Origin of the sequence: Sphingomonas sp. (genome assembly GCF_036402235.1) — a bacterium.
GTDB lineage: Bacteria > Pseudomonadota > Alphaproteobacteria > Sphingomonadales > Sphingomonadaceae > Sphingomonas.
In genome coordinates, this window is record NZ_DASWTG010000050.1 from 80,131 (window position 1) to 95,002 (window position 14,872).

Annotated in this window: 13 protein-coding genes, 1 tRNA gene and 1 pseudogene; 9 read left to right on the top strand and 6 right to left on the bottom strand. The window is 69.2% G+C overall.

All coding sequences use genetic code 11. From position 1 onward, the window contains the following. Positions 1-66: 66 nt before the first annotated feature. On the bottom strand, positions 67-582 hold the full coding sequence (locus VGD28_RS10225; RefSeq protein WP_331028237.1) for an AAA family ATPase: 516 nt from the start codon (positions 580-582) through the stop codon (positions 67-69). After that, positions 579-1,205, bottom strand: coding sequence for a nicotinamide riboside transporter PnuC (pnuC, locus tag VGD28_RS10230; protein WP_331028238.1), 627 nt, complete (start codon positions 1,203-1,205; stop codon positions 579-581). The genes VGD28_RS10225 and pnuC overlap by 4 nt, the downstream gene beginning before the upstream one ends. A 149-nt stretch (positions 1,206-1,354) precedes the next feature. Between pnuC and VGD28_RS10235 the strand changes: the two genes are divergently transcribed. The 5 genes and pseudogenes from VGD28_RS10235 (at position 1,355) to VGD28_RS10255 (ending at position 5,420) form a co-directional block, all read left to right on the top strand. After that, complete coding sequence (locus VGD28_RS10235) at positions 1,355-2,653, top strand: FAD-dependent oxidoreductase (RefSeq protein WP_331028239.1); 1,299 nt, start codon at positions 1,355-1,357, stop codon at positions 2,651-2,653. Positions 2,654-2,764: 111 nt separating this feature from the next. After that, a tRNA-Pro gene (locus tag VGD28_RS10240) sits at positions 2,765-2,841 on the top strand. Positions 2,842-3,006: 165 nt separating this feature from the next. Then, positions 3,007-3,366, top strand: a pseudogene (locus tag VGD28_RS10245) (YciI family protein); the annotation flags it as partial. Between the two features lie 113 nt (positions 3,367-3,479). Further along, complete coding sequence (locus tag VGD28_RS10250) at positions 3,480-4,757, top strand: RNA polymerase sigma factor (RefSeq protein ID WP_331028240.1); 1,278 nt, start codon at positions 3,480-3,482, stop codon at positions 4,755-4,757. 93 nt (positions 4,758-4,850) lie between these two features. Then, a complete protein-coding gene (locus VGD28_RS10255) occupies positions 4,851-5,420 on the top strand; it encodes an alpha/beta hydrolase (RefSeq protein WP_331028241.1) in 570 nt (189 codons plus the stop codon). A gap of 137 nt (positions 5,421-5,557) precedes the next feature. Here VGD28_RS10255 and VGD28_RS10260 read toward each other — a convergent pair whose 3' ends face one another. From VGD28_RS10260 to VGD28_RS10275, 4 genes are read right to left on the bottom strand one after another with little or no spacing between them, the layout of a single operon-like run. Further along, positions 5,558-6,913 carry an FAD/NAD(P)-binding protein gene (locus VGD28_RS10260; protein ID WP_331028242.1) on the bottom strand — a complete coding sequence of 452 codons (1,356 nt, stop codon included), beginning with the start codon at positions 6,911-6,913 and terminating at the stop codon, positions 5,558-5,560. Positions 6,914-6,931: 18 nt separating this feature from the next. Further along, positions 6,932-7,198, bottom strand: coding sequence for a DUF6356 family protein (locus VGD28_RS10265; protein ID WP_331028243.1), 267 nt, complete (start codon positions 7,196-7,198; stop codon positions 6,932-6,934). A gap of 40 nt (positions 7,199-7,238) precedes the next feature. Then, positions 7,239-7,931, bottom strand: coding sequence for a UTRA domain-containing protein (locus VGD28_RS10270; RefSeq protein ID WP_331028244.1), 693 nt, complete (start codon positions 7,929-7,931; stop codon positions 7,239-7,241). Beyond that, entirely contained in the window at positions 7,928-9,271 is a 1,344-nt protein-coding gene (locus VGD28_RS10275; protein ID WP_331028245.1) for a formimidoylglutamate deiminase, read from the bottom strand. The genes VGD28_RS10270 and VGD28_RS10275 overlap by 4 nt, the downstream gene beginning before the upstream one ends. A 110-nt stretch (positions 9,272-9,381) precedes the next feature. On the opposite strand from VGD28_RS10275, the gene hutI reads away from it, so the two are divergent. From hutI to hutU, 4 genes are all read left to right on the top strand, one after another. Then, positions 9,382-10,575, top strand: coding sequence for an imidazolonepropionase (gene hutI / locus VGD28_RS10280; protein ID WP_331028246.1), 1,194 nt, complete (start codon positions 9,382-9,384; stop codon positions 10,573-10,575). Beyond that, on the top strand, positions 10,572-12,065 hold the full coding sequence (gene hutH / locus VGD28_RS10285; RefSeq protein ID WP_331028247.1) for a histidine ammonia-lyase: 1,494 nt from the start codon (positions 10,572-10,574) through the stop codon (positions 12,063-12,065). Before hutI ends, hutH begins: the two co-directional genes overlap by 4 nt. Positions 12,066-12,345: 280 nt before the next feature. Next, the gene (gene hutG, locus VGD28_RS10290) at positions 12,346-13,137 is read left to right on the top strand and encodes an N-formylglutamate deformylase (protein ID WP_331028248.1); all 792 of its coding nucleotides are present in this window, start codon (positions 12,346-12,348) and stop codon (positions 13,135-13,137) included. Further along, complete coding sequence (hutU, locus tag VGD28_RS10295; protein WP_331028249.1) at positions 13,134-14,789, top strand: urocanate hydratase; 1,656 nt, start codon at positions 13,134-13,136, stop codon at positions 14,787-14,789. Before hutG ends, hutU begins: the two co-directional genes overlap by 4 nt. The last annotated feature ends 83 nt before the right edge of the window (positions 14,790-14,872 follow it).

Consider the following 14,872-nt stretch of genomic DNA (forward strand, 5'->3'; position numbering starts at 1 on the left):
CAGTGTTCCACCGCCCGCCCCCTCCGTCAGCTTCGCTGACACCTCCCCCTGGCGCGGGATTGACCGCTAGCTCGCGCCCTCCACCGCGCGCAGCACGCTCTGCCACCGCGCCTCGCCGTCGCCGCTGACCAGCGCCCAGCGCACGCCGCGGCGCTCCAGCTCCGCCTTCGACAGGTCGAAGAAGCGTCGACGCTGCTCTGGCTCGCCGAACATCCGGGTGCCATCGGCAACCCAGGGCAGATCGATGTCGAACAGCAGATAGAGGTCGGCCGTGCCGTCCCATGCATCGAACCACGGATCGCGCTTGCCGAACAGCATGTCGGCCCACACCGCGGTCATCAGCGGGTCGGTGTCGAGGATCAACGGGGTCAGCCCCGCCGCCAGCATCGTCTGCACGCCCGCATCGTGCGTCCGCGCGATCTCGACCAGATCGTGCATCGTGAAGGCGATGCCGCGCGTCTCGGCATATTCGCGGCCATATTCCTCGGCCACCTCGCCCCCCAGATGCGCGGCGAGCCGTGGTGCGAGGGTGGATTTCCCGGTGCTTTCCGGGCCATGGAGGCAAATCGTCCGTAACGTCATGCCGCCGCCCTACGCCGGGCGTTCGCGCGATGCCAGTCGATCAGTCCCCAGATCGAGAGGCCGAGCAGGATCACATAGACGCCCGAGGTCAGCCACAGCCCACGCACCGCGAACAGCGGGATCGCGACGATGTCGACGACGATCCACAGCACCCAGTTCTCGAGATAGCGGCGCGCCAGCAGGACCTGCGCCGCGACGCTGGTCATCGCCACGCCCGCGTCCCACCAGGGCAATGCCGCATCGGTCAGCCGGTGCATCAGCCATCCCCAGCCCGCTGTCAGCGCCACGCATCCCGCCAGCCACGCGATCCGCGCCGGCCAGTCCAGCGTGAGCACCACCACCTCGCCCGCGTCCGTCTTCGACCGCGTCCAGTTCATCCAGCCATAGAGATTGAGCGCGACGTAGAAGAGCTGCAGCAGCATGTCGCTGTACAGCTTGTTCCGGTAGAATAGCACGCCGTAAAGCGAGACCGCCGCGATGGCGAAAGGATAGTTCCAGATGCTCCGCCGCGCGACCAGCGCGATGTTGACGAGCAGCAGCAGCGATGCGGCGACCTCTAACGGGTTCATGCCCTTGGCATGCCGCAGGAAATTGCCCGCGTCGAGTGCTTGCCCTGCGCGCATTCGCCGCTAGGCTCGGTATCCACGCGGCGCCGGTCCGCTCCCCCACCCGGCCACACGGCGCCAGCATCCTATGGGTGGCCGGGTGGGGGAGCGGGCCGGCGCCGCCTCCGCGAGCCGCAAGGCTCGCCTCAAGAAACGAGGGTCGGGGCATGCGGCATATCGCGGTGATCGGTTCAGGGCCGGCGGGTTACTATACCGCCGAGGCTGCACAGAAGCAGTTCGGCGATCAGGTCCGCGTCGATATCATCGATCGCCTTCCCGTACCCTTCGGCCTGATCCGCAGCGGCGTCGCGCCCGATCACCAGTCGATCAAGGGCGTCTCGCGCCGTTACGAGGCGACCGCGCTCACCGACAATGTCCGCTTCGTCGGCAATGTCACGATCGGCGAGCAGGTGACGATCCCCGAATTGCTCGACCTCTATGACGCCGTGGTCCTCGCCACCGGCGCCCCGCACGATCGTCCGCTCGAGATTCCGGGCGCCGATCTCCCCGGCGTCACCGGCTCCGCCGCGTTCGTCGGCTGGTATAACGGCCACCCCGACTATGCCGCGCTCAACCCGCCGCTGTCCGGCCCCGGCGCGGTGGTGATCGGCAACGGCAATGTCGCGCTCGACGTCGCGCGCATCCTCGCCAAGACGCAAAGCGAGTTCGCCGGATCCGACATCGTCGGCCACGCGCTCGCTTCACTCGACAAGTCATCGATCGACACCATCACCCTGCTCGGCCGCCGTGGCCCGCACCAGATCAACATGACGCCCAAGGAGCTGGGCGAGCTGGGCGAGCTCGAACGCGCCGCCCCGGTCGTCGACATCGCCGATTTCCCGCCCGAGATCGAGGACGCGATGCTCGAGCCTGGCCATCGCAAATCGGTCACGCACCTACGCAATTTCGCCGCCGCGCATGTCGACAAGCCGGTCCACATCATCTTCGACTTCTACGCCAAGCCCGTCAGGATCGAGGGCGACGGCAAGGTCGAGCGCGTGATCGTCGAGCGCACCACGCTCGACGCACGCGGCGCCGCAATCGGCACGGGCGAGACCTATGCCGTGCCTGCAAGCCTCGTCGTCTCGTGCATCGGCTATCGCACCCCGCGGATCGAGGGCGTCCCCTATGACGATCGCGCCGGGCGCTTCGCGAACGACGAAGGGCGCGTGCTGCCCGGCCTCTACGCGGTCGGCTGGGCGCGGCGCGGTCCGACCGGCACGATCGGCACCAACCGGCCTGACGGCTTCGCGATCATCGAGAAGATCGCTGCGGACACGCAGCCCGGCAGCCGCAAGGCCGGCCGCCCCGGCCTCGACGCCCTGCTCGCCTCCCGCGAGGTCGATGTCGTGACCTTCCGCGACTGGCAGAAGATCGAGGCGGCCGAAGTCGCCGCCGCGCGCGACGGTGCGCCGCGTGAGAAGTTCACCAGCGTCGAGGCGATGCTCGCGGCGCGCGGCACCTGAAAAAGCTTGCGAACACCCGCTTGCGTACCGCGAAAGTGCTGGTTATAGGCGCCGCTCCAAGCGAAAGCCGGTCCGCCCGCCCCGGGGCATTTCAAGGATCCGGCACTCCGTCGGGGAGTAGCTCAGCCTGGTAGAGCACTGCCTTCGGGAGGCAGGGGCCGGAGGTTCGAATCCTCTCTCCCCGACCATTATTTTCGTCGCCAAGCACCTGAAATCGCGCGATACCTCGCTGCCCGCCGCATTTTCTCGCCCTTGGTCGAAAAAAATTCGTCGCCCGTGTCGATTCCGCGCAAGCTCGCTCGTCGTCAGGATACGAGGCCACTCAAGGCCCTCGCCAACCAAGGAGAATTCCGATGCGTGTGATGGTGTTCGTGAAGGCGACCGAGGACAGCGAAGAAGGCATGAAGCCCTCGCCCCAGCTCAGCCAGATGTTCGTGGATATGGGCAAGTTCAACGAGGAGCTGGTCAACGCCGGCATCATGGTCGCCGGCGATGGTCTCAAGCCCTCGTCCTTCGGCAAGCGCGTCGCGTTCGACGGCCCCAGCCGAACCGTGATCGACGGCCCCTTCGCCGAGACGCGCGAGCTGGTCGCCGGCTATTGGCTGTGGGAAGTCAAGGACATGGACGAAGCGGTCGAATGGGTGAAGCGCTGCCCCAACCCGATGTTCGGCCCGAGCGAGATCGAGATTCGCCCGCTCTACGAGATGGAGGACTTTTCGGACCTCATTCCCGCCGAAGCCCAGGCGATCCACGACGGCGTGGGCGAGAAGCTCGCCAACCGCTGACCCGCTTGCGTTCCGCCGCCGCGCTCCCCTAACCCTTGGGCATGGCGGCGGACGCAACCACCCATCGGGCGATCGAGGCGGTCTTCCGGATCGAGCGGGCGCGGCTCATTGCGAGCCTCGCCCGCATGACCCGCGACGTCGACCGGGCCGAGGAGCTGGCGCAGGATGCGCTGCTGATCGCGCTCGCGCAATGGCCGGAGACTGGCGTCCCGCAAAATCCCGGCGCATGGCTCACCGCCGCCGCGAAGCGCCGCGCGATCGATGGCCTGCGCCGCGCGAAGATGCAGACCGCCAAGCATGCGGAGATCGCCCGCGACCTCGACGAAGCTGACAGCAGCGAAGTCGAGGCGCTGGAGGCCGCCATGGACGACGATATCGGCGACGAGCTGCTTGGGCTGATCTTCACCGCCTGCCACCCGGTCATCTCGGCAGAGGCGCGCGCGGCGCTCACGCTGCGCCTGATCGGCGGGCTCACCACCGACGAGATCGCGCGCGCCTTCCTATCGAACGAGCCGACGATCGCGCAGCGCATCGTCCGCGCCAAGAAGACGATCGGCAACGCCGCGCTCGCCTTCGAGGTGCCGCGCGGCGCCGAGCGTGACGCCCGCCTCGCCTCGGTGCTCGAGGTTGTCTACCTGATCTTCAACGAAGGCTATGCCGCCACCGCAGGCGAGGATCTGATCCGCCCCGCGCTGTGCGCCGAGGCGCAGCGGCTCGGCCGCATCCTCGCCGGCCTGATGCCGGGCGAGCCCGAGGTCCATGGCCTGCTTGCGCTGATGGAGATCCAGGCCTCGCGCCTGCGCGCCCGCACCGGCCCCGACGGCGCCTTCGTCCCGATCACGCAGCAGAACCGCGCGCACTGGGATCAGCTGCTGATCCGCCGTGGCCTCGGTGCCCTCACCCGCGCCGAAGCCCTTGGCGGCGCCGACGGGCCCTACGCACTCCAGGCCGCGCTCGCCGCCTGCCACGCCCGCGCCCGCCGCGCCGAGGATACGGACTGGCCGCGCATCGCCGCGCTCTACGACCGGCTGCGCGAGGTGATGCCCTCGCCCGTGGTCGACCTCAACCGCGCGGTCGCGCACAGCATGGCGTTCGGCCCCGAGGCCGGCCTCGCCTTGGTCGATGAACTGGCCGAGGCCGCCGCGCTCCGCAACTACGCTCCGCTTCCTGCGGCCCGCGCGGACTTCCTGTTTCGCGCCGGGCGTCTCCCTGAGGCAAAGGCCGAGTTCGAAGCCGCCGCCGCGCTCACCCGCAACAAACGGGAACGCGCCTTCCTTCTTGCACGCGCCGCCGCGTGCAGCGGGGCTTCACATCACTGAAGCATTGCTTTCGTACCCCCAAAGGATGATCACGCGTTCGCATCTTGCGCGAACGCCCTCCGCTTTGGCATTTTACGCGCAAGGGAGATTGCCATGACGCTCGCGCTCGCACCGGCCCCGCACCGCTTTTCGGTGATCACGATCAGTGAATCGCAGACGCCCGCCTGGAGCGAACGCTTCGGCTGGCCCGCATTCGGCGACGCCCATCTCGCGCTGAATACCGGCACCAACCGCTCGATTCTCGCCGCGCAGATCGACAGTGCCGTGCTGCGCGCCGACCGTGCGGTGCTGCTGGTGGCCGAAGGGCTGGGGTGCTTCGCCGCATCCTGGTGGGCGCGGCTTTCGCCGTCGCATTATGTCGAGCGAGTCGCCGGCGCCCTGCTGTTCGATCCCGAGGCGGCGGACAAGCCCGACCTCTTCGCGTCGCCGCGCACCGCGCTGCCTTTCCCGTCGATGGTCGTCGCGGACCGCCTGCCCGGAAGCGACCCCACCGATTTCGCGCCCTTCGCGCAAGGCTGGGGCAGCCGCCTGATCGCCGGCAGCCGTCACCGCCCCGCAGAGGCCTCCGCCTGGCGCAGCGCGCAGCGGCTGGTCGGGCGCCTCACGGCCTCCGTCGTCGCCCGCGACATCGAGCGCGGCCTCGCCCTACGCGGCGAGCGCTAGCTGCCCCTCCAATCCTCCCCCGCCAGGGGGAGGTGGCATGCGGAGCATGACGGAGGGGGCGGATTCCAGAACGATCGTTGGGAGTCTTCCCTCCGTTGCCACCTCCCTGATGGGGGAGGGTTGGTTAAGCGTTCTCCTTAAAGCCCCTCGCCACCTACCCAATGCGCGTTGGACAGCCGCCGCGCGACATCCCAGGTCTGCCGCCGGATGTCGGGCACGGCGACGATCTCCCAGAACGCGCCGCGCGTCATCGGACCCAGCGCATAGAGCCGCTCGCTTGGCCGGCCATTCGCCCCGATCACCTGCCCCACGCCATTGACGTCGATCCCCAAATGCGCCGCATCGGGCCGGATCGCCCCGCGCTCGCGCAGCGCCACCAGCAGCGGGTCGACTGTCCGGTTCAAGTCCCCCAGCGGCCCCGTGCAGTTGACGATCCGCCGCACGCGCATCGTCTCGCTCGCGTCGCTCCCCCGCGGCCGCCAGGTCATCGCCACCTCGCCATGCCCCGCAGTGAAGGCGATTGTCTTGCCCGCCAGCACCTGCAGCTGCCCGCGGTCCTGCATCGCCGCCAGCCGGTCGGCCACCTCGGGCGCCAGCCGGTGCCGGTGCACGTCCCACCACGGCCGCAGATGTCGCAGGAAGCGCGCGCGCTCGGCCTCGCTGGCATTGGCCCACATCGGCTGGGTGAAGGGGCGCAACTCGTCCACGGCATTGCGCCAGCCCACCGCCGCGGCGCGTTGCCTCACCTGCCGCACCAGCCCCGACGCCACCGTCGCGGGCCGCTCGCCGATCTTCGCCCAGTCGCTCGCGGCCTCGTGCCGCCGTGGCAGCAGCCCGCGCCGCGACAGCGCTACGATCCTTCCCTGAAAGCCGCGCGCCTCCAGCATGAGCGCGACGTCGATCATCGTCAGCCCCGTCCCGACGACCAGCACAATATCGTCCGCGGTCAGCCCGTCGGCGACGTCGCCCGCCCAGGGATCGCCCTTGTAGAGATCGTCCGGCAGCGCCCCGTCGCTCAGCCCCGGCGGATCGTGCGGCGGCAGATTGCCTACCGCCAGCACCGCTGCATCGGCTTCGATCGTCCCGTCATCGGCGAGCTTGAGCGCGACCCCGCGCGCGGTCTCCACCGCATCCGTGACCTCGCCATAGCGCACCGTCAGCCGCCCGCCGCTAGCGGCGATCGCCGCCTCAAGCATCTCGCGCAGATAGACGCCATAGGTGACGCGCGAGGCGAACGACCCGGCGGCATCCGCCACACCCCGCGCCTCCAGCCAGCGCGCGAAATGCCCGGGATCGTCGGGCAGCGCGCTCATATTGCCCGCGCGCACGTTCAGCACATGGCTCGGATGCGCCGCGCCATAGGCCAGCCCCTCGCCAGCGCGGCTGCCGCGCTCGATCAGCGTCGCACGCGGACCCTCGTGGCGGAGCAGGTTGATCGCCTGAAGCGTGCCTGAAAAGCCCGCGCCGACGATCGCGACATGTTCGACCGGCATTGGTCCCCCCGTCCGGCTCTAGATCTCGTATTCCATCTGCCACGCCGGCTCGGTGAAGGCCGGCGGCTTCTCGGCAAAGGCTGGCTGGCGCGCTTTCATCCGGCCGTAGAGCGCTTTCACCGTGTCGCTGGCGGTGCGCACGAACAGCGCCGGGATCACGCCATGGACGATGCAGGCAAGCCCGCCCACCACCATGCGCGCGCCAAAGCCGGTCGCGGTCGCGAAATGCTCGCCATAGCTCTCACCCACATCGCGCGGGTGTTTGAGGAAGACCTTGTCGAACATACGCGCTCCTTGGTTTCAGCTGATACCTTAGCCGATCCCGTCAGCTTCCGGGGGTGAAATCTTCGACCAGTTGGTAATGATCCGCCGGAAACACCTGCCGCGCCGACGTGACGGGCTCCTTCCCCCGCCATGTCCAGCGCTCGATCTGAAGGCACGGCGCGCCCGCCACGATCCCCAGCTCCTTCGCCGCGACCGGCTCCGCACCCACCGCGCCGATCCGGTGCCGCGCCTCGGTCCAGGGCACATTGGCGAGCAGCCACGCGCCCGGCGCGTTGGCGGCGAAATCGGCGTCCTCCGCCCCCGGCGCGACGGCAAGGTCGAGCCAGCGCTCCTCCCAGCCGAACGGCGTCCTGCCCGCATGATGCACGCCGGAAAGCGCCAGCCAGCACCCGCCGGCACGCGTGGGAAATCCCTCGGGCGCACGGCGCTGCAGCTCGACCGACAGCAATTCCCAACGATACATTTCGCCCCGCGCTTCGATCAGCGCGCCGATATCGGGCACGCCCACCACCGCGGTGCGGATCTGCGGCCGCGCGACGAAGCTCCCCGCGCGCCGCCTGCGCTCGATCAGCCCCTCGCGCGCCAGCCGGCTCAGCGCCTTGTTCGCGGTCGCCCGCGCGCAGCGATAGGCCTCGACCAGCTCATGCTCGGTCGGCACGCGCATCCCCGGGGCCCATTCGCCCGAGCGGATGCGCGTCTCGATATCGCTGCGGATGCGCGCCTCCACGCTCATGCCGTCAGCCTCGCCAGCGCCGCGCGATAGCGCGCCTCGATCGCATCGCGATCCCGATGGCGCCCGCCCTCGGCCTGCTTGACCCCGCCGCGCCACACGCAGTCCACCGCGCGACGGCTCGCAAACACCCAGCTGTCGATCAGCGCATCGCCCTTGCGTTCGGCAAAGGCCGGGTCGGTGCGGTCGAGCGACACGATATCGGCAGGCCGCCCCACCGCCAGTCCGGTCTCGACGCCCAGCGAGCGCCCGCCCCCGGCAACCGCCGCGGCGAACAGCCGCGCGCCCGTCGCGGCCCGGTCCTCGCCCGCCAGCACATTGCGCGCACCCCGCGTCAGCCGCTGGCCATATTCCAGCAGCCGCAGCTCCTCCGCCGCGTCGATCCGCACGTTCGAATCGCTTCCCACCCCGATCATGCCGCCCAATGCCATGAACTCGGCCGCAGGAAACAGCCCGTCGCCCAGATTGGCCTCGGTGATCGGGCACAGCCCCGCCACCGCGCCGCTGGCGACGATCCCCGCCACCTCGTCCGGCTCGACATGCGTCGCATGCACCAGCGTCCAGCGCGCATCGACCGAAACTTCGTCGAGCAGCCAGCGCACCGGCCGCTTCCCGCTCCAGGCCACGCAGTCGGCGACCTCTTTGATCTGCTCGGCGATATGGATATGCACAGGGCCTCCATTCGCCACCGGCAGCAGCTCGCGCAACTCCTCCGGCGTCACCGCGCGCAGGCTGTGCGGCGCGATCCCGATCACCCCGTCCGGCGCCAGCTTCGATGCGGCCCGCTCGACCAGCGCGGCAAAGCCATCGACATCGTTCAGGAACCGCCCCTGCGCCGCCCCCGCCGGCTGCCCGCCGAACCCGCCATGCGCGTAGAAGACCGGCAGCAGCGTCAGCCCGATCCCAGCAGCATCCGCAGCCGCCGCGATCCGCCCCGACATCTCGGCCACATCGTCATAACGCGACCCGTCCGGCGCATGATGCAGGTAATGGAACTCGCCAACCCGCGTGAACCCGGCCTCGAGCATCTCGGCATAGGCCAGCGCCGCAATCGCCTCGCACTCCTCCGGCCCGATCCGCCCGACGAAGCGGTACATGAGGTCACGCCACGACCAGAAATCGTCGTCCGTCCGCCCGCGCGCCTCGGCCAGCCCCGCCATCGCACGCTGAAAGGCGTGGCTGTGGACATTGGGCAGACCCGGCAGCGCCACAAAGTGGCGATCATCGCCCACTACGGGATCAACCCCGGCCTCGACCGCCGCGATCCGCCCGTCCGCCAGCACCAGCCGCACCCGGTCGGCCCAGCCATCCTCCAGCAGCGCGGATTCGAACCACAAGTTCATCACCAATCCTCCCCCTGGCGGGGGAGGATTGGTGATGATGTCGATCGCCACGCTTCCATCATGCCGATTATGTCTAGACATATTCAGCGCCATGTCCAACCATAAGGCGCATGGCGACTCCCGCGGACAAGCTCTGGCGCAACGCCCGTCTCGCGACGATGACGGGCGACGGCCTGGGCGTGGTCGAGCATGGCGCGGTCGCTGCGGCCGGCGGCACGATCATCTATGCCGGCCCCGAATCCGGCGCGCCCGACGCCGCCGAGATCATCGATTGCCAGGGCCGTTGGATCACCCCCGGCCTGATCGATTGCCACACCCACCTGATCCACGCCGGCAACCGGGCCCGTGAGTTCGAGGCGCGCCTCGAAGGCACGACCTATGAGCAGATCGCCCGTGCCGGCGGCGGCATCCTCTCCACCGTCGCCGCTACCCGCGCCGCGAGCGAGGACGAGCTGGTCGCCTCAGCCCTGCCCCGCCTCGACCAGCTCATCTCCGAAGGCGTCACCACGGTCGAGGTCAAGTCCGGCTACGGCCTCACCCTCGACGACGAGCTCAAGATGCTCCGCGCCGCCCGCCGCCTCGCCGCCGGGCGCGACGTCCGCATACGCGCCACCCTGCTCGCCGCCCACGCCGTCCCGCCCGAATACAGGGGCGACGCCGACGGCTATGTCGATCTCGTCTGCAATACGATCATCCCCGCCGCCCTCGGCCATGCCGATGCGGTGGACGCATTCTGCGAGGGCATCGGCTTCACGCCCGCCCAAACCGATCGCGTCCTCACGACCGCCGTCGCCCACGGCCTTCCCGTCAAGCTCCACGCCGAGCAGCTCTCCAACCTCCGCGGCGCCGCTCTCGCCGCGCGCCACAACGCCCTTTCCGCCGACCATCTCGAGCATCTCGACGAGGCCGGCATCGCCGCGATGGCCGCATCCGGCACCGTCGCCACCCTCCTCCCCGGCGCCTTCTACTTCACTCGCGAGGAGCGCCGCCCGCCGATCGCCGCGCTGCGCGCCGCGGGCGTCCCCATTGCGCTGGCCACCGACTGCAATCCGGGCACCTCGCCGATGGCGTCGATCCTGCTCGCCGCGAACATGGGCGCGACCTTCTTCCGCCTGACCGTCGCCGAATGCGTGCGCGGCATCACCCTCAACGGCGCGAGAGCCCTCGGCCTCCAGCACCAGACCGGCAGCCTCGAACCCGGCAAGGCCGCCGATCTCGCCATCTGGAACGTCACCGACCTTGCCGAGCTGGTCTACCGCATCGGCGCCAACCCCCTCCACGCCCGGATCCACGCAGGCATATGATCACGCCCGGCAACACGTCGCTCGCCACCTGGAACGCAATCTATCGCGGCGAAGCGGCCCCACTCGATCCGTCCTGCCACGACAAGATCCAGGCCAGCGCCGATGCTGTGCAGGCGATCCTCGCCCGGCACGAACCGGTTTACGGCATCAACACCGGCTTCGGGAAACTCGCCTCGGTCAAGATCGGCGACGCGGATCTCGAGACGCTCCAGCGCAACATCGTCCTCAGCCACGCCGCCGGCGTGGGCGACCCCATGCCCGCCCCGGTCGTCCGGCTGATGATCGCGCTCAAGCTCGCCAGCCTCGCGCAAGGCCATAGCGGCGTGAAACCGGCGACGATCGCGATGCTGCAGGACATGCTCGACCGCGGCATCACGCCGATCATCCCTGCGCAAGGGTCGGTCGGCGCCAGCGGAGACCTCGCCCCGCTCGCGCATCTCGCCGCGGCGATGATCGGCACGGGCGAGGTGCTGATCGACGGCATCGCCCGCCCCGCGCGCCAGATGCTGGGCAGCCTCACCCTCGGCCCCAAGGAAGGCCTCGCGCTCCTCAACGGCACCCAATTCTCTACGGCCTATGCCCTCGCCGCGCTGTTCGAGACCGAGCGCCTGTTCCGCGCCGCGCTGGTCACCGGCGCGCTCTCGACCGAGGCCGCCAAGGGTTCCGACACCCCCTTCGACCCGCGCATCCACCAGGTCCGCGGCCACAAGGGCCAGATCGAGGTCGCCGACGCCCTCGCCGGCCTCATGTCCGGCTCCGCGATCCGCGCCTCGCACCGCGAGGGCGATGAGCGCGTGCAGGACCCCTATTGCCTGCGCTGCCAGCCCCAGGTGATGGGCGCCTGTCTCGACCTGATCCGCCAGGCGGCCGCCACGCTTGCGATCGAGGCCAATGGCGTCACCGACAACCCTTTGATCTTCACGGACACCGGCGAAGCCCTCTCCGGCGGCAACTTCCATGCCGAGCCGGTCGCCTTCGCCGCCGACATGCTCGCGCTCGCGATCTGCGAGATCGGCAGCCTCGCCGAGCGCCGCATCGCGATGCTCGTCGATCCCGCCCTCTCCGGCCTCCCTGCCTTCCTCACCCCGCGCCCCGGCCTCAACTCGGGCTTCATGATCCCGCAGGTCACCGCCGCCGCCCTGGTCAGCGAGAACAAGCAGCGCGCCTACCCGGCCAGCGTCGATTCGATCCCCACCTCCGCGAACCAGGAGGACCATGTCTCGATGGCCGCGCACGGCGCGCGCCGCCTGCTCGACATGACCGCCAACCTCGCCAGCATCCTCGGCATCGAATATCTCGCCGCCGCGCAGGGCTGCGACTTCCACGCCCCGCTCACCTCGAGCGAGCCGCTCGAAGCCGCGAGAGCCCTGCTCCGCGCCCAAGTCCCCCATCTCGAGGACGACCGCCACTTCGCCCCCGACATCGCCGCTGCCACCGCGCTGGTCGCCAGCGGCGCGCTCGGCGACGGATTACCGGGAATCGAGAAGTGAAGAAGATGATTCACGCGAAGACGCGAAGACGCGAAGAAGAAGGTCGAAGAAGATTTTTCGCGCAGAGGCGCGGAGGACGCAGAGATGTGGTCCCGCCGCGTCAGCGGCTTTCCATGCCTCAGCGACGATGCTTGCCGCAACGGCGCGATGAGAGAGTGCTGCGCGCGGCTGAACCTGCCGCCTCTGCGCTCTCTGCGCCTCTGCGCGAAAAACCTTCTTCTCTTCGCGTCTTCGCGTCTTCGCGTGAATCAAATCTCCGAGCTGACCGGAACCCCGCCTCATGATCCGCGTCGAACAGGGCAGCGCCCCGCTGATCGTCAGCATCCCCCATGCCGGCACCGACATCCCGCCGGACATCCACGGCCTCGTTTCCCCGGAACTCGCCCGCCACGACGCTGACCTCTATGTCGACCATCTCTACGCCTTCGCGCGCGAGCTCGACGCCACCATCGTGCGCACCACCGTCTCGCGCACCGTGATCGACGTGAACCGCGACCCCAGCGGCCACACCCTCTATCCCGGCCAGTTCACCACCGGCCTCTGCCCGATCCAGACTTTCGACGGCGAGTCCCTCTACGAGCCCGGCGCGCTGCCCGACCAGCACGAGATCGAGCGCCGCCGCGCCGAGTGGTTCGATCCCTACCACCTCGCCCTCGCGCTCCAGATCGAGCGCCTGCGCGCGCTCCACCCGGCCATCGTCCTCTACGACGCGCACTCGATCCGAAGCATCGTCCCCAAGCTGTTCGAGGGCGAGCTGCCCAACTTCAACATCGGCACCAATGGCGGCGCCTCCTGCGGCCCCGCCCTCACTGCCGCCATCGAACGCATCTGCGACGCCAGCCCGCACAGCCGCGTCACCAACGGCCGCTTCAAGGGCGGCTGGATCACCCGCCACTATGCCCGCCCGGACGAAGGGGTTCACGCCATCCAGATGGAGCTGGCGATGCGCACCTATCTGATCGAGACCCCGCAAGACTGGCCCCCGCCCTGGCATGGCGCGACCGCGGCATCCTGCCAGCAGATCCTCCGCCCTATCCTCACTGCCTGCATCGACTTCGCGAGAGCCCAATGACCCGCACCGACAACAGCCGCCGCATCAAGGCCCCGACCGGCACCGAGCTGTCCACAAAGAGCTGGCTTACCGAAGCCCCGCTGCGCATGCTGATGAACAATCTCGACGCCGATGTCGCCGAGGCCCCGGAATCGCTGGTGGTCTATGGCGGCATCGGCCGCGCCGCGCGCGACTGGGAGAGCTACGACCGCATCGTCGACGCGCTGCGCAGGCTCGACGCCGACCAGACCCTGCTCGTCCAGTCGGGCAAGCCCGTCGGCATATTCCGCACCCATCCGGACGCCCCGCGCGTCCTCATCGCCAACTCCAACCTCGTCCCCCATTGGGCGACCTGGGAGCATTTCCACGAGCTCGATCGCAAGGGGCTGGCGATGTACGGCCAGATGACCGCCGGCTCGTGGATCTACATCGGCACCCAGGGCATCGTGCAGGGCACCTACGAGACCTTCGTCGAGGCCGGGCGCCAGCATTATGGCGGCGACCTGTCGGGCAGATGGATCCTCACCGCCGGCCTCGGCGGCATGGGCGGCGCGCAGCCGCTCGCCGCGACGATGGCGGGCGCCTCATGCCTCGCGGTCGAATGCCAGCCGAGCCGGATCGAGATGCGCCTGCGCACCCGCTACCTCGATCGTTCTGCCAATAGCATCGACGAAGCGCTTGAAATCATTCACACGTCGGACAAGCCCGTCTCGGTCGGCCTGCTCGGCAACGCCGCCGAAGTCCTGCCCGAACTCGTCCGCCGCGGGGTCCGCCCGGACATCGTCACCGACCAGACCAGCGCCCACGATCCGGTCAACGGCTACCTCCCCGCCGGCTGGACGCTCGACGAGTGGTTCACCAAACGCGAGACCTCCCCGCACGAGGTGGAAACGGCCGCCCGCACCTCGATGGCCACCCATGTCCGCGCGATGCTCGCCTTCCACGAAATGGGCATCCCCACCCTCGATTACGGCAACAACATCCGTCAGGTCGCCAGGGACGAGGGCGTCGCGGACGCCTTCGCCTTCCCCGGCTTCGTCCCCGCCTATATCCGCCCGCTGTTCTGCCGCGGCATCGGTCCGTTCCGCTGGGCCGCGCTCTCGGGCAATCCCGAGGACATCTACAAGACCGACGCCAAGGTGAAGCAGCTCCTCCCGGCCAACCACCACCTCCACAACTGGCTCGACATGGCGAGGGAGCGCATCGCCTTTCAGGGCCTGCCCGCACGCATCTGCTGGGTCGGCCTCGGCGATCGCCACCGCCTCGCCCTCGCCTTCAACGAGATGGTCGCGTCGGGCGAGCTCGAAGCCCCCATCGTGATCGGCCGCGACCATTTGGACAGCGGCTCGGTCGCCAGCCCCAACCGCGAGACCGAGGCGATGCGCGACGGCTCCGACGCCGTGTCCGATTGGCCGCTGCTCAACGCGCTGCTCAACACCGCATCGGGCGCGACCTGGGTGTCGCTCCATCATGGCGGCGGCGTCGGCATGGGCTATTCGCAGCATTCGGGCATGGTCATCGTCGCCGACGGCACCTCCGAAGCCGCCCGCCGCCTCGAGCGCGTCCTCTGGAATGATCCGGCGACCGGCGTGATGCGCCATGCCGACGCGGGCTACGAGATCGCCCGCGATTGCGCGAAGGAGATGGGACTGGATTTGCCGGGGATTCTGTAAGGGGCGAGTCCAGGATTCCAAGTGCCCATCATCCTGAACTTGTTTCAGGATCCATTTCTCGGCCAGGCGACTCACTTGTCATA